The organism is Flagellimonas alginilytica, from assembly GCF_042134605.1.
GTDB lineage: Bacteria > Bacteroidota > Bacteroidia > Flavobacteriales > Flavobacteriaceae > Flagellimonas > Flagellimonas alginolytica.
Window position 1 is genome coordinate 528,738 of record NZ_CP169638.1, and the last position, 15,415, is coordinate 544,152.

The following is a 15,415-nucleotide window of genomic DNA, read 5'->3' on the forward strand; positions in this document are numbered from 1 at the left end:
AAAAATAGTTGTTTAACTATAAGATTAGTATTAAGTTTGGGCAACAAATACAGTATTATGCAAAAATTGACCAACAAGGAAGAGGAAATCATGAAAATTCTCTGGGAGCTCAAAAAAGCGTTTGTAAAAGAAATTCTTGAGGAAATTAGAGGTGAAAAACCGCATTACAACACCTTGTCCACCATAGTTAGAAACCTACAGGAAAAAGGATTCGTAGACCACGAAGCGTTCGGTAACACCCATAGGTATTTCCCTTTGATCACCAAAGAACAGTACCGCAAAAAATATGTGAATGCCGCAATTGCCGATTACTATAACGACTCTTTTAAGAGTTTGGTCTCACATTTTGCACAAGAAGAAAAGATATCGGTTTCCGAGCTAAAAGAGATTATTGACCTAATTGAAAAGAAAAAGTAATGGAAACCATTCTACTATATATTTTACAATCCTTTCTTGTGGCCGGTGGTTTTTTGGCGGTGTACCATATTTTTCTAAAAAAGGAGACCCTTTTTATGGAGAATCGGCTGTTTTTGGTTGCAGGCCTGGTACTGTCCTTTATCTTTCCATTACTTAAAATTCAGCAAACCGTTGTAGCGGCCCAACCTATTTTAGTGCAAGTTGGTGAAACCTCCTCTCAAGTTCCCGCCACAACAGGTCAAAATGGCTTTATTGTCCCCGAGGGTTTAATCATAGCCTTATACTTATCGGTCGCCATTTTACTATTTATAAAATTCATTACAAGGTTGCTTTCGCTAAGAAAGCTATCCAGAAACGCAAATATTAAAAAGGAAAGTCCATATGTTCATATGATTACGGAAAAGCGGATTTCCCCCTTCTCGTTCTTCAATTATATTTTTTATAATCCGCGATTGTTCGAACCAAACGAACTACGCTCGGTTTTGGAACACGAAAAGGTCCATGCAAGACAATATCACACCTTGGATATTCTATTATTGGAAGTTTTAAAGATAGTTTTCTGGTTCAATCCAATTCTATGGTTGTATCAAAGTGCAATAAAACAGAACCTAGAGTATTTGGCGGATCATTACGCCGTGGAAGAAACGGACAACAAAAAATCCTACCAGTACCTTATGCTAAAACAGGCGGTCGATCAAAAAGAATACACATTGGCCAACTCATTTTATAATTCATTAATCAAAAAACGAATAGTCATGTTAAATCAAAATCAATCGAAAAAAATCAACATTCTTAAAACATTGGCCGTAATGCCTCTATTGGGATTGCTGCTTGTGAGTTTCAATATTGAGAAAAAATATCTTTATAAAGATTCCGTCACCCTCGATAACGTTATGGTAAAAGAAACACCAAAAGACGACAAGATGGTAGAGCTAACCATTGACAAGAACACCACAGATGCGGATTTGGACAACATTAAAAAAGATTTGGCCAAAGAGGGTGTGGACTTTAGCTATACCACAGTAAGGAACGACGACGGCGAAATTATTTCCATCTCGTTGAACCTAAGCGGAAAAAACGCAAACGGTAAAGACTTTAGTGGGAATTACAACTCAAATTCCGACAGTCCGATCAACCCTATAACCGTACTATACGATGATACGAACAATGCGGTCTCCTTTTGGAACGCAAAAAAGAAAAGTAAGGTTAAAACCCATAGAACGGATGATAGTGACGTCTCATGGAGTACGGATGACGAAAAAGAAATTATCGTAAAAAAAGTAGATGGTAAAAAGAAGGTATTCGTCAATGGTGAGGAGGTCAATGAAGATAAGCTACATACCATGGATATACATTTAGATGAGGATAGTGATGAAGAAAGTGTTTTTATAGTCAAACAAAAAGGTAACAGAAAGAAGAATGTAAAAATTGAGAAAATTGGAAAAAAGAAAGACGGTGCATTTGTAATGAAAATGATTGACGACAAGGATGTGAACATTGAGAATAAAACAAATGTAATGGTCATTAGGGATTCCGATGATGACGAGGATATCGAAGTCAGCGGTGATGACTCGAACTTCCTTTTTATAAGTTCTGATGACAAAGGTCGACCACTGTATATTGTGGATGGTAAAAAAACAAAACAAAAAATGGTCAATAAAATATCACCTTCCGATATTGAAAATGTAACCGTTTTAAAGGGAGACCCTGCTATTGAAAAATATGGTAAAAAAGCTACAAATGGAGTGGTTGAGATAACCACCAAAAAAAATAAATAATTCCTTTTTAAACCATAAAAACTTAATGTTGAATGAGTCGCTTTTTTTAGCGGCTCTTTTTTTATCGAGAAACGAAACAGCTAAAAATAGCGCTTTTTTAAACGAAAGCTCCCTAGGTTTTGGCAAACCTATTAAAAGACCCTCTACAATTCTAACATTATTTAACCACACAAACACTTATAGGTTACATATATTAATTTTTACCAAGCACCAAGATTACACTTATAGCAGCTTACCGTTTTAAAAGATTCAATCTCGTATTCAATTGCATAGATTTTTACTCAATAGCTTGGAAGCATGACTTTTATCATTCTATATTCGAAAAACATACAAGCAAAATAGTTGTTTGTTCAACATTTAAACCAATCTAAAAAATGATCGCAATCGTAAAGTTTTTCATCGCTCTTTTAATGCAACTCCTGACTCTAATTTTTATTTAAAAAACACCGAGCTACCTGCAACCTTATAAGATATAACCTATAAGTTGCTTTGCCTATATTTGTCCTAAACCCAATTAATTTATGTTTTACAAGGTTTTGGCCAAAGTAAACAAGGTTATTCTCCCGTCATATTCTAAAAAGGGACTGGATCTATCCAAGGCAAGTAAATTGCAGCTAGCGATAATCGGGTGGCGCTATTTTGTAACCACCAAGGCTTTGGACAATAATTAATATCTCAGTAGGGCTTTTACAGGATAACCGTTGAGCTTATCGCCCCCCTTTAAAAAGGAAAGTTCGATTAGAAAATTGCACTGGACCACCTCTCCCCCTAGCTTCTCCACTAATTTACATACGGCTTCGGCAGTCCCACCTGTTGCCAGTACATCGTCGTGCACCAACACCTTGTCACCTTCCTCAATGGCGTCCGTGTGGATTTCCAAGATCCCCTTTCCATATTCCAGATCATAGGACTCAGAAATAGTCGTATAAGGTAGCTTTCCTGATTTTCGGACAGTTACAAAACCAGCACCTAGTTTTTCGGCCAACATGGGAGCAAAAATAAAACCTCGGCTGTCCACCCCTACTACTTTATCAATTTTCGTATTGCCAATAAACCCCACCAAGGCATTGGCCGCCTTTTGCAGCGCTGTGGCATTTTTTAATAGGGGCGTTATATCCTTAAAAGTCACGCCCGGTTTTGGGAAGTCCTTAATATCACGAATGTAGGGTTCAAAATCCATTTTTGTTCGCTAGGGTTTTGTGGTAAAGTTAAAAAGAAATATATTTGCAGCCCTTAAATAAGGCCGCGTGGCGCAACTGAATAGCGCATCTGATTACGGCTCAGAAGGTTGCAGGTTTGAATCCTGCCGCGGTCACTAAAGGGGATTTTCCACAAATTTGATGGAAATTCCCCTTTTCTATTTCCTTGCAATTATCTGAAAATGAGGATATTGCACCAAATATTTCATTGACACGAAAAGTTTGAACTAGCTTTTTTTTGAAGTTATACGCAATCCCGTCAGGGAACACCATATATTGTACGGCCCTTTTGGTTTCCAAATCGCCTAACTCCCACAATTTAGGCAGGTTACAGGCATAACCAAGTGCCATCTTTACCGATTTTTTGAGGTTTGAACTATTGATCCCCCCATTTTCCAGTTTTACTTCCAGTTCCCTTTGTTTCGCTTTTAGTTCCGGCATAAAAAGGTCGTATTGCGACTTCGTGATTTCATTTAGTACAACAAACCTTCTTTCCAATGTATGAATACGTTCCCCGATCTGGCCGAGTTCCTTGGTCAATCGCCTTTGGTCTTCTAGAGCTTCTTGATTTTTATTAATTAAGGTGTCGTGAATTATCGCCGTTAATGGTTCGATATACTTTCTATCTGCTATTTTAAACCTCCCTAATACGTTTAAAAATTCGTCATGCAGCTTTTTGGCACTTCTGTTCTCCTTGCTTCCTTTACGCCTATTCTTGTAATAATACAGGCCCTTTTTCTTTACGATAAATCCAGTGTAAGGTGTTCCGCAAACCGAGGATCTGACGAACTTTTTCAATGGCAGGTTTTCATCGTCGAACGAATATTTCTTCGGTGAATTCCCTGCGTGAAGCAAATCATGGATTTTAAGAAATACTTTCTTTGGTATTAAAGCTTCATGTTTTCCCGGAATTACCTCTCCCGGAATCAGACTATTGACAATAAGCCCGCAGTAAAAAGGGTTCCTGAAAAGGTCGGTCAGTTTTTTTGCGTTGATATTCAAGCCCTTTTCTTCCAAGCGTTTTGCAATCTCGACATGGGACATATTTGCGTTCGCCTTCCACAAAAACGCTTGCTTGAGTAGTCTTCCTTTTTTGGTAATCACGAAATTAGGAACCTTCCCCTTTCCGGGATTGGCATTGGTGTAACCAAAGGGATAAGCTCCCGTCCAGTATCCCTTCCGTAACTTCTCCTGCATGCCCGTAATGGATTTGTCCCTGCGGATTTGGTTGTCGAAGTGGGAAAACATGTGGAAAAGATTTTCCTGGAACGTACCTGCGCTTGTTGTAACATCGATTTCCTGGGTGGCCGAAACGACCGCTATTCCCTGTTTCTTTAGTTGCCCACTGATATATGCACCGTTCGCGCCAGTTCTTGAAAACCTATCGTAGGAATAGACAATGATATAACCGATGTTCTTTCGTCGCTTGACATAGCTTAGCATCTTTTGGAATTCCCTACGTTCGTCGCTCTTTGCCGATTCATAGGTTCCCCCGAAATATTCGATTATCTCTAGCTTTTTTCTGATCGCATACTCTTGGCAATATTTGAGTTGGGTAGTTAGACTGGCATTGTTGTCAAATTGCTCTTTGCTGGAAACACGGGTGTAAATGACGGCCGTATTACTTTTACCTATGATTCTTCCCTTTTCCTTCTTGGCAAATTGCTCGAATACCTCTAAGTCCATATGCTATCTTTTTGGGCCTGTAAAACCCTTTTTTCTTTTATTCCCGTCCTCAAAACCCAAGTTGAAATTCTTCGAAAGGTTTTTTTTTTGACCTATTTCATTTTGCATTCTCTTGATCGATGTATCATAGAAAAAGTTGACTATCGCCAACATATTGTTGTGCTTCTCGGAAGCTTTGAGTGCATCGATATATTCCTGCCTATCCTCCTTTAAAATAATGATATGGGGATGTTTGAACTTCTCCAGAATAAAATTGGACAGCAACCGGCCTAACCTTCCATTACCATCCGGAAAGGGATGGCTGTAAATGAACATTTTGTGGAATATGGCGCTCAACTCCAAAGGGTGGGTTTTTTTGTTTTTGATGGCATCGTCAAAACTGGCCAGAAGCCTTGGCATGTTCGCTATGGCCTTTTTGGTGTCACGGAATACCGTATCACCGGCCGCCATTTGGGTCTTGGCATATTCCCCGGGTTTGTGGCCTTTATAGGGCAATGTATTTTTGGTCAATATTTTATGTACCGTTCTTACGAAGGATTCGTTGAAATCGGAACCCTTGTTTTTCAGGATATAATCGTAGGCATTGAAATGGTCCATTATTTCGAACGCTTCCAGTAAGGTCTTGTTGACAAGATTAACGGCATACCCCTTTTCCTTAAGCTCCCTCGTGTCGTCCACGCTGAAGCTATTGCCCTCTATACCACAACTGTGGGCGGAAAACAGGATTTCATTGTATCTCCTGAAATCATCGGCATCAAAGGCCGATACGATCAATTTATCATATTTCTCCTTTAGGGAATCGTATTTTTTTCTGGTTGCGACGAACGGATCCTTTCCTTCCATGGGCTATTTGAATTTTGAATCGATTTCTATTTTCTTTTGGGCCTGTCTTTCGGCTTTCCAGAACACTCTTTTTCGAAATGGCCTCAAATGTTTGGCCCATTCTCCACTTGCGGTCAACATTCTTTTGGTTCCCGTTCTCATTGTTCGACCTTATTTTGGTTCAGGACCTTGTCCTCGTTCTTTACCAGATAATCAAAGGCCTTGTTGACCAGTTCGTTCAGTTTCATTTTTTCCCTTTCGGCCATTATCGAAAGTTTTCTGTGGATTTCACTGGATGTACGGATATTGAACACGCCCCTATAAAACCTGTTCGGTTCTTTGCCAAGCTCCTTGCAGGTTTCAAGATAATCTTCAACGGATTCTTCAAAGGCTTTCTTCAGCTCTTCAACGGACCCGCCCTCATAGCTGACCAAGTCGTTTATTCCGATAATTTTTCCGTGTAGCAGCCCGTCCCGAGAACTATACTCCACGGAACCGAAATACCCTTCATGTTCCAAATTATCCGCCATTGCTTCTATTTTCCTGATCCGCTTTATTCCCTATTGTTTCGTTCGTTCACGAACATAATCCTAAATCCACCCATTATCAAAGATACTAAAATGCAACTATTATTTAGTTGCTGTTTTTTAAATTTAATCTTCGTCTTTACTTACCTTTTGGACATGGTCACAGACTATGTTGGCAAGTGCTAGAAGTTGTTCTACGATTCGCTCCGCATCTTCTACCGAACAATCCTCAAAACCTTTGTAAGTTCTAAGCCATGTACTGTTGAATACTTTGTTTTTCTGCTTTGGCTCGACTGTTGAGTTCGACATTTTCCATACATATCGGCAGCTCCCGTGTCTTGAAGGTGACTTCCGTATTTGTGAAAGCAGGCTTTAATTTACCTTTTTTTGTTATTAGATTCTCCAGAACCCATTATTTTATTCCATACTTATGAATAACGGTCAACAACTCTTGGTATTCTTGGCCTGAAGGATTTTTTTCTTGAAAATCCTGTTCACACAAACAATTTTACCGTTGCTTTGCTTGATTTCCAGATTCTGAAAATCATGTTGTTTCAACATATCGATAATACGCTCTCCTGTTCGTAGTCGCTCCAAACCCTCGATTGTATCGACCTCCCCATTTTTGATAATCAACTTAATGGATAGAAACCTTTTGTTCCGTATCATCTCCAGCACCTGAATTTCAGATGGAGTTAGTTCCGAAGATTGTAACTTATTGTTCTCTTTCATAATATCTTCTATAGGTTCAGTCCTTTCTTTTTCTTCTTTATTTTGCGCTTTTTCTTAATACCATCATCCATAAGTTCGAGTTTAAACGGATTCCATTCCGTTTCATCTACTAGAGGTTGGACTACTCCATCTCCTTCAATTTTTCCCAGATGACCTTTTGATTCCCCAGAAGAATCTTGAGTGCCTTGTGCAGTTCTGTTATTTCTTTGTTCATGCCTGATTGTCGTTCCATGGTTTCTTTCGCCAGTATTATGAGTTCCTCGTTCTTTTTCATTAGCCGATAGTATAACCGGACGGTCTCTTGTTTGCTCATAAGCGATATGTTTTACGATGCTGTTCCATGAAAATTTTTTACCGAGGGTACTTCCTTTATATACAACTCCTTGGTATTTGAAGGATATGCCCGAGACTCTTCCCGTGGTTTTGCTCACGTTGAATCTTGGCGATATATTTTGCTGTTGTAACAATGTGATGAATTGCGCTGTATCCGTGGCCCTTGAAATTACCGAACCGATTTTGTCCTGAAGAACAAGTTTTATCGGAACATTACCCGTTCTTAGGGTCTTCTCTATTTCTTTTTGAGTAAGTGATTTTTGGGTATTCGCCTTACCAACAATTTGGGTCAGTCCGTATTTCTTTTCCAGATCATCAAGTATTTTACGGCTTCTCCTTTTAATATTACTATCGCTTGTCAACCTCCCTGAATATCTTACCCTATTGGCTATAATATGGATATGCTCATGTTCCGTATCGGTATGACGGTACATGATAAACTGATTGTTGTCAAAACCCATCTTCATCAGATAATCGCACCCGACCGATACGAACGTCTTATCATCCAAATAATCCGAATGCGGCAGGTTCAGGGAGACATGAAGTACCGATTTCCCGAGGTTTGGGCGTAGCTCCCTTATCAAGTTGAATTCCTGCGTCATTTCAACGGAAGTGGAATGTTCGATATTGGAATCGATGACATACCCAACCCCTTCACGGACCTTTTTTTCATTGTAGGCCAGCACTCCATAAAAATCCTTTCCTATGACTATCTTACCGATCATTGTGTGCGATATTTGATTTAAGGTATTGCAATAGCGTTTTTACTTCTTCTAATTGTCTATGAATACTGAAAGGGTCACGAATACCCGAGTTTAGGACCTTGGCGATTTGGTTCAGATTGTTTCCCACTCGACTAAGTTCAACAAAAAGTTTCCGGTCCGATGGACTTACCTTTTTCTTTGGTAGCGACTTTTTCGTAATCTTTCTTCGGATAAATTCCGCAATGGACAACCCGATAGTTTCCGCATTATTGGAAACTTTGGAATAATCATCAGCGGTCATTCTTACATTGACCTGTATTGTCTTTCGTGCTGTAAATTCTTTTTTCGGTCTTCCCATTTCAATTGATTTAGCTTGTATTTCAGATAATCTGCAAACGAAGTGCGTAGGGTTTTTGTTAGCAAAAACACAACTTGCTACGTGACCTCCGATTAACTTAGGCCAAACCTAAAACATATCGCAAGTCAATAAGGGCTTTGCCGTACACGGAGTGTTGTACGGTAAATGGATTCAGCAGAGTTTTACGTCCTCAAAAAGGATTTTAAGGGAAGCCTCCGCTTCAGGAACCTCAAAGTATCTATGGGATTCCAATACGAGATGCTTTAATGCGGATCTATAGCGTGCCTTGCCATGTGCGTTGTCCTCATAAAAAGTACAGGGGTCTTTAGGATGCACCTCCATGGGCGTTGTAAAGGATTTTACGTCTCTGTTCATAAATTCGAACCGTTGGGAAGCCCTTCTGTGGATACCTTGAAGGGTAAGATCTTTGGGATAGTTGGGGACATTGTAATAAAGTTCTTCCAAGATTACGATAAAGGCCCTCCTGCGGGAAAGTTTCGGTTTCTGCGAAGCGATGCCGATGGCATTTTGTACATCGCGTACCAAACGCTCGGCCAAAAGGACCTGTAATCGGGAATATTCCTTGCCGTTGACCTCGGGATGTTCCTCCTTGGCCAATTCCTCCAGATAGCTGAGCAGTTTTTCCGACGGAATCATAATTTAGGGCCGCCCCTGCGTTTGTTTATGTTTGGAGTTCGCTCTATAACATTTACCAATGCCTTGGCAAGTTTTTCGAGCCGAAGGGAGAGGCCGAGCAGGTGTTGTTGCACTATAGAGCCCGCCAACAAATAATCGGCCATGGTAGTCTTTTTTGGCCAGAGCTTGGCCTTTACGATAAGATGTAGCAGTAATTGTTCGTGGGCATCGAGACCATAGCGGGCATTTTCCAATTCCTTACCAAGACTTTTGAGATAACCTTCGGGAAGGAGCTTCTTTTCTTTCACGGTTTTCTCCATACTTTCCCATCCGACATGCTTCGATAAATGAGCGGCCATGTAAACTACGGAGAATCGGCCATATTCCCATTTCCGGTACGAGGTGGTCTGGTCCAAGAGTTCCATTTCTACAAAATCCACTAGCGGTTCATTGGACAATGGCCGTTTAAAGTCATATTCGATATTTTTTAGTGCTTCCAGCTGTAATTTCGCGGAATTACCCAGGTTGTTTATCAGATGTCTTCCAAAGGTTTGGGACAGGTCAAACAGCGGTTGTTTATCTTCCAGAATTGCCTTTAACAGCAGTTCCCTTTGCTCTTTGGGGACTTCGTCATAATGAAGTCCATACGTAAAGATGGCCGCGATAAGGGTTTTCAGTTGCCCTTCTGAAAGCGCAGACTTTTTGTGGGAAGGGGAATGACCATCCAGTTCACTAATGACTTCCCTGAACGACTGTCGGCCTATCGGCCGACTGAAATCCAGTACTTTATATAGGGTTTCCGACATGGTATAAATTTAATCAATGTAACGGAAAAGATTCAAATAATACATCACTTCGTTCTTGGCCGTATCCACCCTTTTGAAGAGAACATAAATAGCAGAAACTGATTATCGCAATTACCCTCCAAAAGATAGTCTATAACTTCTTCCTTATAAATGGGAAGACCGTACAAATCCATCAAGGTATTCTCCTTGCTATTTTGACTTTACCTGTATGGAAAATTCGTCTTCTGGCATTCCTATTCGTTTTAATTGCCTATTTGTACTTTTTTGGTTTTTCGAAAGAGAATAAAATTAACGGAACAATAATCATTAAAGTAATCATAACGAAAGTGAATGTTCTTATCATGTAGACCACTTTAATCTCATTAACCTCTAATTCAAAAACAAGTGGTGCGATCCAAGAACACAGCGACACGGACATTAATAGGGCGAATATCCTTAAGAAGGTGTCCGAATTAAATTTTTTAATTTTTCCCATAACTCATTGATTCTTTAATCGATAACAAAGATGATTAAATTTAGGTGTTCATATCAAACATCATCCATTATGGATTCCGATTACATAGTCTTTATTCCTATTTGATTCGTTTATATGGTTGTCCTGCCCAAATTGATCTCAACTTTTGGGTAAGGGAAATTCCACTCCCATTCTCCAATCCAAAACATTCATCTTTTCTAAAAATCCTTGGATTCCCTTGACCAAATTTTCATAGGCTGGGGAATCCCCATAAATCATTTGCTCTTGCATGGTTTTATAATCTGCCTTCCAATCGTCCTCATACTCAGGGGGTGGGATGGGCCGTATATCCTGAGGTCGATGCAGATTATAATCGACCCCACCAAGTTTTGTGAATACATATCTATGATTTACAATGGTTTCATATAAACCTTTGTCGTGGATGGCATTGACCGCAAATTCCGTTTTCGATAATTGGAAAATATCGTACAAATGACGGCTTAGCCTATCCACCCTTATCTTTTCCTTGGGACGTTGGAATTCCTCATGCAATAGAAAAAGTTTTTCTAAAAAAGTCCTTTCAGGGGTTACGGATGGAACCTTTACTGGAGGCGCTACAAATTCGGCATCGGGATATTCTTCGTCCACAAAGGAGCTTATCGGTTTTGATTGAAATGGTTCCCTTAGAGAACGACAGCCAATTTCAACTTGTACCCTTGGTTGGATGTATCCGGGGGATTTGGTCAGAAATGGATAATAGATTTCTATGATACGAGGGTCTTGGTCGCTTGATTCGGCCGGAATGATATTGAAACCCACATCCTTAAATCCATTGCTCTTAAATCGCTGCTGCAACTCTGGATAAAATTTCCCTGAAATATAGGAACTCGTTTCTTTCCTCAGCTTGGTCAGCTGTTTTTTTGATAGCTCCCCTGAATATCCAAAAAATCCCCGGTCAACGGCAAGGTCGATATCTTCGCTAAATCGATCGATCAGTTTCCAAGCCTTGCTTAGCGACGTCCCGCCCTTAAAGACCAAATGTTCCGCTATCCCCATTTCAAATATTATTCCCAATGTACTGACGACCCACCAGTCCTTTTCAACCGCAAAATCTGGTATTCCCGTTTTGCCTTCTACATTTTTAAAGATGGCAAGCCTATCTTCTTTGGGTATATCGTAAAATTTCATTTTATTCATTTTTATTCATTGTCCAAGCTCTTTTCCATAATTTTCCGAATCCATGCCGGGGCCAGTGCTATATCGTGAAGCAGGTCTTTTTGGTCTTCTTTTTTCAAGAGGGCAATAATCTTTGCTTCTTCCTCGTCCGTTAATTGTTCCTTTCCTATCTCGCGAAGGGCCTGTATGACCAGTCTGCTTATCTCGCCCTTGGCCGATAAATTCTTGGGGGTGGTCTTCTTTAGTTTTATGCTTCGCTTCCCCAATTTTAATTCCCGGGGAGCTCCATCGGTAAGGAAGACAAGTTTCATGGGTACCTGTGTGCTAAGCCCCAACGCACTTAAAGCATATACCCCGGTAGGTACCAACCTGATCTTGTCCCTTTTGGCTATGGCCCTAGCAATCTCCTCTGCCGTTGGCAATACCTCTCCCACATATTTACTTATCTTGGGACGGACATAGATTCCTTGGGCCACTCTTTTTATATACCCTTCTTTTTCAATCCTATGGAGGGCCAACCGTATGGCTTCAGGTGAACCCAATCCCCGAAAATCATCGGGGAACACTAATTCTCCCCGCTCCTTTTTGGAAATGGATTTTTTTATTTTGGACTCAACACTCCGCATAGCATATTCATCTTATTTGTAACAAATTTAGTAAATTTTTGTTACAAAATAATTTTGGCTATTAATCTATTCCTACAATAGTTGCCTGCGTAAAAAACGATAAAATATCTTAAATACGGGAACCAACGGTACACACACCGAACAAAGTTCTCGTACACTATGGAACTACAAAACACGTTCCGCAAAGGTATGGGACCCCGATAGGGGCTTCCATACTTTTGCGTCCCGTTTCGAGGGGGTTGTGTGAAAGCAAACCGTGAGGCCCCCGATGACATCCCGCAGGGATTTCGGGAGGCCGATAAGGTGCGGCTTTCGCGCAACTCCCGCAGAAACCATGGGAAGGGAGAGAAAAAGACGAACCAATAAGAACGATCATTACAATGGTACAATCAAGAATATGGCCTCGGCCATTTTTTGGCAATAGAATATCCCCAGACCGATAGTTCCAATGCCCCAAAGAGCCACACCAAATCCTTAATAAATGGGATGCCTACCAAGATAAAAAGAAATAGCAGTAACGGTATTCCCAAAAAACGTTTGAGCCTGAGCATTCCCTGTAGAATGATCCACATAAAAATGACAAATCCCATAAAGGGAAGCTTTTCGTATAGCATTTCAAGCGACAGCATGCACGTTGGATTTTATGGGAAGCGGATTCGTTCTACCCGTTTCAAGGTTTACGAATGCCCCGTGATATTTGATCTTTTTGTTCGTTAGAAGTTCGTAGAGACAATGGACGGCCATTGACGACAAGGTATCATTGATGAACAGCGATTGTTCCTGCAACTTGTCCGCATAGCTGCATCCCCTTCCCTGTTCGACCTCTTTTTCCATCGCCAATAGGTCGGGGAACAGGTCTACGATATGGTCCAGCTTGCGGTGTTTCGCCTCCCCTTCCGAACGCAGATTATTGTGTTGCAGGTTTCCTAGGACAAACTGTCCGAAATATTTTCCGTTGCCCAAATCCAACCAATAATGTTGGTTCTCGTATGGATAGGAACCTGAACGTGGATGGTTAAGCACCTTTGCCAGTTCCAAACGAAAATCGGCACCGTCCACACAGCTAATGATCAGATTGGCGTGCAATCTTTTATCGTCCGCGCCTATCCGTTCGGGAACGGCATCCCATTGCAGTCCGAAGGTATGGTTCACCTTGGTTACGGCACAAATGGCCTTGTTGCCCCCAACGTCCTGTGGGGCGTACAACTGCCGGCCCACGTTCGAGGGCTGTACCAAGTCCCCGTCGAAAACGGTCACATAGAGGCCTGGATGCCCCAACTGCACCAAGGCATGGCCTAGCCTTGCCAGACGTGCCAACACGAGGGAACCGTTGCCCCCTGCCCCGACCAACGCAATGCTAATGGGATGGGTGGGAGCGAAAAAATAGTTCGGGGCGTAGTGGAGATCAGTTTTCATAGACATGCTGTAAAAGTTGGTGGTTAGGGAATAAAAGGGCTTCCTCGAAATGCTGCGTCCCATGCATTTGGAGCATCAACTCCGTGTAATTTCCGTTGAGCAGATGGTCGTGGTTCGTATGGGTAAAAACCGACAGGAAAAATTGCTTTTCCGCAAAGGCCATCATGTCCTCATAAAAGTCCAAATGGCGATAACACAATGTTGCATCGCCCATGCACACCTTTCCAGAGGCATAGACGTTCATAAAAGGGGCATGGTAGAGTTCCGTGCCGTCATGGATCGGCTTTTTTCGAGTTATGGCAAAAACGGAAAGCGATTCCCCCGAAAGGGAAAATACCAATTTGGGTATGGGATATGTTCCCGTAGGTATGTCCAATTGCTCTTTAAAAAGTAGCCTTTCCACGGGTCGGTCACAAGACCAGACCAATTGTAACGTACCCTTGTCCCTGAAATAGAGCAACTGTTTGGGCAACCGACCCTTAAAGGAAAACTCGCATCTGTCCACATCGACCAATTTGAGCATGTCCCTTACCATATCCATGGTAAGCGGGGATCCTGCCCCCAATTTCCCGTTTCGAACGGTGTGCCTTGAAAAGTAACATTCGTCCCGTCCGTAATACCCGTTTATGGCCTCATAGCCTATGATGGCTATTTTGGGTTCAAAATGAAATTTCGGGTCGTGTCGGGTGTTTTCTTCCATCAGAGTTTTTTTAAGAGTTCGTTCAAACAATCCATAAAATTGAAAATGGCATTTACCTGCCCTTCCTCCCGCATAACAAAGGCTTTGGTCTTGTTCCCAACTGTGAGTGATGTGTCGTAGATGGTATGGGAGTAGCCGTACTGTGCGATCTCGTTTACAAAGTTGATATAGCCGTTTTCCAGTTGGGAATCCTCCCTATCTAAAAAGACGATCAGGTCGTCCACTTCCATATCCATATCGTCTTCCAAAAAACATAGGTTGGCAAAGGCATTGAAATCAATGGTAGGTGCTTCCAACAGCAAATCCCGCATCATTTTGAACAAGGTATTTTTTGGTCGGTAGCTTCTCATACAGGCCAACCAATCGAAATCCTCGTATTTGGCATAATCGGAAGCATGGGCCTCTATAAAGCATAGGACACATGGCCCCTCGGCGCAACAGTCGGTCTCGGGGTCGGATTCGGATTCCGAGACCTCGAACGACCATTCGAGCAAACATTCCAAGAGGTAGCCCATCCGTTTGAATACATTGTCAAAGGGCAATGAATGCACAAAGGACAGCAGGCTAGCGAACAGTTTAGCATTTCGGGTACGCAAAGAAAATATGGGAGCCATTGGGATCGCCCAAATATGGTGCGCCTCAAAAACAGGCTTCATGACAAGGATGCCATCATTTCCCTCTTGGGTGCATACCTCCTTTACCAGTGCATCGGGTATTTCCCTGTGCAATCGTTGCAACTGTCCGAAGAACTGCATTTCTGGGCTATCTTCCGTTAAGGCGGATGCCTTGCCTGTAAGGGTATCCAAAGCATTCTTTGTGAGAGTACCTAGAGTGTCCCATCGATTTCCGTCCCCATCTTCGAATACCTCGAATCGAGGCAAGATCGGGATGGTCAGGTCAGAAAAAAACGACCCCCTTGTTGGACGTGCTTGGGTCTTCGGGTTCCCGATGACGGCCTCGCCCGCGAATCCAGAATGCCGAACAAGGATTTGTGGAAACGGGACAGGTCCCTTTTTGATGGTATGTGCCTCTTTTTCATTCATCG

At 41.7% G+C, this 15,415-nt stretch carries 20 protein-coding genes and 1 tRNA gene; 4 read left to right on the forward strand and 17 right to left on the reverse strand.

Features of this window, described 5'->3' with window-relative positions:
- Positions 1–57 precede the first annotated feature (57 nt).
- The 3 genes from ABTP35_RS02315 (at position 58) to ABTP35_RS02325 (ending at position 2,866) form a co-directional block, all read left to right on the forward strand.
- Complete coding sequence (locus ABTP35_RS02315) at positions 58–417, forward strand: BlaI/MecI/CopY family transcriptional regulator (RefSeq protein WP_224835260.1); 360 nt, start codon at positions 58–60, stop codon at positions 415–417.
- On the forward strand, positions 417–2,195 hold the full coding sequence (locus tag ABTP35_RS02320; protein ID WP_293294157.1) for a M56 family metallopeptidase: 1,779 nt from the start codon (positions 417–419) through the stop codon (positions 2,193–2,195). The genes ABTP35_RS02315 and ABTP35_RS02320 overlap by 1 nt, the downstream gene beginning before the upstream one ends.
- 521 nt (positions 2,196–2,716) lie before the next feature.
- The gene (locus ABTP35_RS02325) at positions 2,717–2,866 is read left to right on the forward strand and encodes an SsrA-binding protein (protein ID WP_293294155.1); all 150 of its coding nucleotides are present in this window, start codon (positions 2,717–2,719) and stop codon (positions 2,864–2,866) included.
- On the opposite strand, the gene ABTP35_RS02330 is transcribed toward ABTP35_RS02325, so the two are convergent.
- Positions 2,863–3,375 (reverse strand): adenine phosphoribosyltransferase, encoded by a 513-nt coding sequence (locus tag ABTP35_RS02330; protein WP_252079121.1) that lies wholly within the window; start codon positions 3,373–3,375, stop codon positions 2,863–2,865. The genes ABTP35_RS02325 and ABTP35_RS02330 overlap by 4 nt on opposite strands.
- A gap of 61 nt (positions 3,376–3,436) precedes the next feature.
- Between ABTP35_RS02330 and ABTP35_RS02335 the strand changes: the two genes are divergently transcribed.
- Positions 3,437–3,510 (forward strand) — tRNA-Arg (locus ABTP35_RS02335).
- On the opposite strand, the gene ABTP35_RS02340 is transcribed toward ABTP35_RS02335, so the two are convergent.
- The 16 genes from ABTP35_RS02340 to ABTP35_RS02415 form a co-directional block, all read right to left on the reverse strand.
- Positions 3,476–5,080: a recombinase family protein gene (locus tag ABTP35_RS02340; RefSeq protein WP_166248832.1), complete on the reverse strand. Its 1,605-nt coding sequence runs from the start codon at positions 5,078–5,080 to the stop codon at positions 3,476–3,478. The two genes, ABTP35_RS02335 and ABTP35_RS02340, sit on opposite strands and share 35 nt — an antisense overlap.
- A gap of 3 nt (positions 5,081–5,083) precedes the next feature.
- A complete protein-coding gene (locus ABTP35_RS02345) occupies positions 5,084–5,923 on the reverse strand; it encodes a Fic family protein (protein ID WP_166248833.1) in 840 nt (279 codons plus the stop codon).
- Between the two features lie 3 nt (positions 5,924–5,926).
- Positions 5,927–6,064, reverse strand: a complete 138-nt coding sequence (locus ABTP35_RS02350) for a hypothetical protein (RefSeq protein WP_158657159.1) — start codon at positions 6,062–6,064, stop codon at positions 5,927–5,929.
- Positions 6,061–6,432, reverse strand: a complete 372-nt coding sequence (locus tag ABTP35_RS02355; protein WP_375334415.1) for a type II toxin-antitoxin system HicB family antitoxin — start codon at positions 6,430–6,432, stop codon at positions 6,061–6,063. Before ABTP35_RS02355 ends, ABTP35_RS02350 begins: the two co-directional genes overlap by 4 nt.
- A 123-nt stretch (positions 6,433–6,555) precedes the next feature.
- The gene (locus tag ABTP35_RS02360) at positions 6,556–6,738 is read right to left on the reverse strand and encodes a hypothetical protein (protein WP_166248835.1); all 183 of its coding nucleotides are present in this window, start codon (positions 6,736–6,738) and stop codon (positions 6,556–6,558) included.
- A 132-nt stretch (positions 6,739–6,870) separates the two neighbouring features.
- Complete coding sequence (locus tag ABTP35_RS02365; RefSeq protein WP_166248836.1) at positions 6,871–7,161, reverse strand: hypothetical protein; 291 nt, start codon at positions 7,159–7,161, stop codon at positions 6,871–6,873.
- A gap of 8 nt (positions 7,162–7,169) precedes the next feature.
- The gene (locus ABTP35_RS02370; protein WP_166248837.1) at positions 7,170–8,219 is read right to left on the reverse strand and encodes a relaxase/mobilization nuclease domain-containing protein; all 1,050 of its coding nucleotides are present in this window, start codon (positions 8,217–8,219) and stop codon (positions 7,170–7,172) included.
- Entirely contained in the window at positions 8,209–8,556 is a 348-nt protein-coding gene (gene mobC, locus ABTP35_RS02375) for a plasmid mobilization relaxosome protein MobC (protein ID WP_166248838.1), read from the reverse strand. Before mobC ends, ABTP35_RS02370 begins: the two co-directional genes overlap by 11 nt.
- Positions 8,557–8,727: 171 nt before the next feature.
- Positions 8,728–9,213, reverse strand: coding sequence for a hypothetical protein (locus ABTP35_RS02380; protein WP_166248839.1), 486 nt, complete (start codon positions 9,211–9,213; stop codon positions 8,728–8,730).
- Positions 9,210–9,998: a hypothetical protein gene (locus tag ABTP35_RS02385; protein ID WP_375334416.1), complete on the reverse strand. Its 789-nt coding sequence runs from the start codon at positions 9,996–9,998 to the stop codon at positions 9,210–9,212. Before ABTP35_RS02385 ends, ABTP35_RS02380 begins: the two co-directional genes overlap by 4 nt.
- A 613-nt stretch (positions 9,999–10,611) precedes the next feature.
- A complete protein-coding gene (locus ABTP35_RS02390; RefSeq protein ID WP_225621182.1) occupies positions 10,612–11,640 on the reverse strand; it encodes a nucleotidyl transferase AbiEii/AbiGii toxin family protein in 1,029 nt (342 codons plus the stop codon).
- Between the two features lie 11 nt (positions 11,641–11,651).
- Positions 11,652–12,254 carry a DUF6088 family protein gene (locus tag ABTP35_RS02395; RefSeq protein WP_375334417.1) on the reverse strand — a complete coding sequence of 201 codons (603 nt, stop codon included), beginning with the start codon at positions 12,252–12,254 and terminating at the stop codon, positions 11,652–11,654.
- 389 nt (positions 12,255–12,643) lie between these two features.
- Positions 12,644–12,883 carry a hypothetical protein gene (locus ABTP35_RS02400; RefSeq protein WP_147378290.1) on the reverse strand — a complete coding sequence of 80 codons (240 nt, stop codon included), beginning with the start codon at positions 12,881–12,883 and terminating at the stop codon, positions 12,644–12,646.
- On the reverse strand, positions 12,870–13,670 hold the full coding sequence (locus ABTP35_RS02405) for a PRTRC system ThiF family protein (RefSeq protein WP_166248841.1): 801 nt from the start codon (positions 13,668–13,670) through the stop codon (positions 12,870–12,872). Before ABTP35_RS02405 ends, ABTP35_RS02400 begins: the two co-directional genes overlap by 14 nt.
- Entirely contained in the window at positions 13,660–14,370 is a 711-nt protein-coding gene (locus ABTP35_RS02410; RefSeq protein WP_119648319.1) for a hypothetical protein, read from the reverse strand. The genes ABTP35_RS02405 and ABTP35_RS02410 overlap by 11 nt, the downstream gene beginning before the upstream one ends.
- A complete protein-coding gene (locus ABTP35_RS02415) occupies positions 14,370–15,413 on the reverse strand; it encodes a hypothetical protein (protein WP_119648318.1) in 1,044 nt (347 codons plus the stop codon). The genes ABTP35_RS02410 and ABTP35_RS02415 overlap by 1 nt, the downstream gene beginning before the upstream one ends.
- Positions 15,414–15,415 lie beyond the last annotated feature (2 nt).

What these genes read in the sequence shown, in the direction of transcription:
- ABTP35_RS02315 (WP_224835260.1), top strand. Translation starts at nt 58, where the DNA reads ATGCAAAAATTGACCAACAAGGAAGAGGAAATCATGAAAATTCTCTGG.
- ABTP35_RS02320 (WP_293294157.1), top strand. Translation starts at nt 417, where the DNA reads ATGGAAACCATTCTACTATATATTTTACAATCCTTTCTTGTGGCCGGT.
- ABTP35_RS02325 (WP_293294155.1), top strand. Translation starts at nt 2,717, where the DNA reads ATGTTTTACAAGGTTTTGGCCAAAGTAAACAAGGTTATTCTCCCGTCA.
- ABTP35_RS02330 (WP_252079121.1), bottom strand. Translation starts at nt 3,375, where the DNA reads ATGGATTTTGAACCCTACATTCGTGATATTAAGGACTTCCCAAAACCG.
- ABTP35_RS02340 (WP_166248832.1), bottom strand. Translation starts at nt 5,080, where the DNA reads ATGGACTTAGAGGTATTCGAGCAATTTGCCAAGAAGGAAAAGGGAAGA.
- ABTP35_RS02345 (WP_166248833.1), bottom strand. Translation starts at nt 5,923, where the DNA reads ATGGAAGGAAAGGATCCGTTCGTCGCAACCAGAAAAAAATACGATTCC.
- ABTP35_RS02350 (WP_158657159.1), bottom strand. Translation starts at nt 6,064, where the DNA reads ATGAGAACGGGAACCAAAAGAATGTTGACCGCAAGTGGAGAATGGGCC.
- ABTP35_RS02355 (WP_375334415.1), bottom strand. Translation starts at nt 6,432, where the DNA reads ATGGCGGATAATTTGGAACATGAAGGGTATTTCGGTTCCGTGGAGTAT.
- ABTP35_RS02360 (WP_166248835.1), bottom strand. Translation starts at nt 6,738, where the DNA reads ATGTCGAACTCAACAGTCGAGCCAAAGCAGAAAAACAAAGTATTCAAC.
- ABTP35_RS02365 (WP_166248836.1), bottom strand. Translation starts at nt 7,161, where the DNA reads ATGAAAGAGAACAATAAGTTACAATCTTCGGAACTAACTCCATCTGAA.
- ABTP35_RS02370 (WP_166248837.1), bottom strand. Translation starts at nt 8,219, where the DNA reads ATGATCGGTAAGATAGTCATAGGAAAGGATTTTTATGGAGTGCTGGCC.
- mobC (WP_166248838.1), bottom strand. Translation starts at nt 8,556, where the DNA reads ATGGGAAGACCGAAAAAAGAATTTACAGCACGAAAGACAATACAGGTC.
- ABTP35_RS02380 (WP_166248839.1), bottom strand. Translation starts at nt 9,213, where the DNA reads ATGATTCCGTCGGAAAAACTGCTCAGCTATCTGGAGGAATTGGCCAAG.
- ABTP35_RS02385 (WP_375334416.1), bottom strand. Translation starts at nt 9,998, where the DNA reads ATGTCGGAAACCCTATATAAAGTACTGGATTTCAGTCGGCCGATAGGC.
- ABTP35_RS02390 (WP_225621182.1), bottom strand. Translation starts at nt 11,640, where the DNA reads ATGAAATTTTACGATATACCCAAAGAAGATAGGCTTGCCATCTTTAAA.
- ABTP35_RS02395 (WP_375334417.1), bottom strand. Translation starts at nt 12,254, where the DNA reads ATGCGGAGTGTTGAGTCCAAAATAAAAAAATCCATTTCCAAAAAGGAG.
- ABTP35_RS02400 (WP_147378290.1), bottom strand. Translation starts at nt 12,883, where the DNA reads ATGCTGTCGCTTGAAATGCTATACGAAAAGCTTCCCTTTATGGGATTT.
- ABTP35_RS02405 (WP_166248841.1), bottom strand. Translation starts at nt 13,670, where the DNA reads ATGAAAACTGATCTCCACTACGCCCCGAACTATTTTTTCGCTCCCACC.
- ABTP35_RS02410 (WP_119648319.1), bottom strand. Translation starts at nt 14,370, where the DNA reads ATGGAAGAAAACACCCGACACGACCCGAAATTTCATTTTGAACCCAAA.
- ABTP35_RS02415 (WP_119648318.1), bottom strand. Translation starts at nt 15,413, where the DNA reads ATGAATGAAAAAGAGGCACATACCATCAAAAAGGGACCTGTCCCGTTT.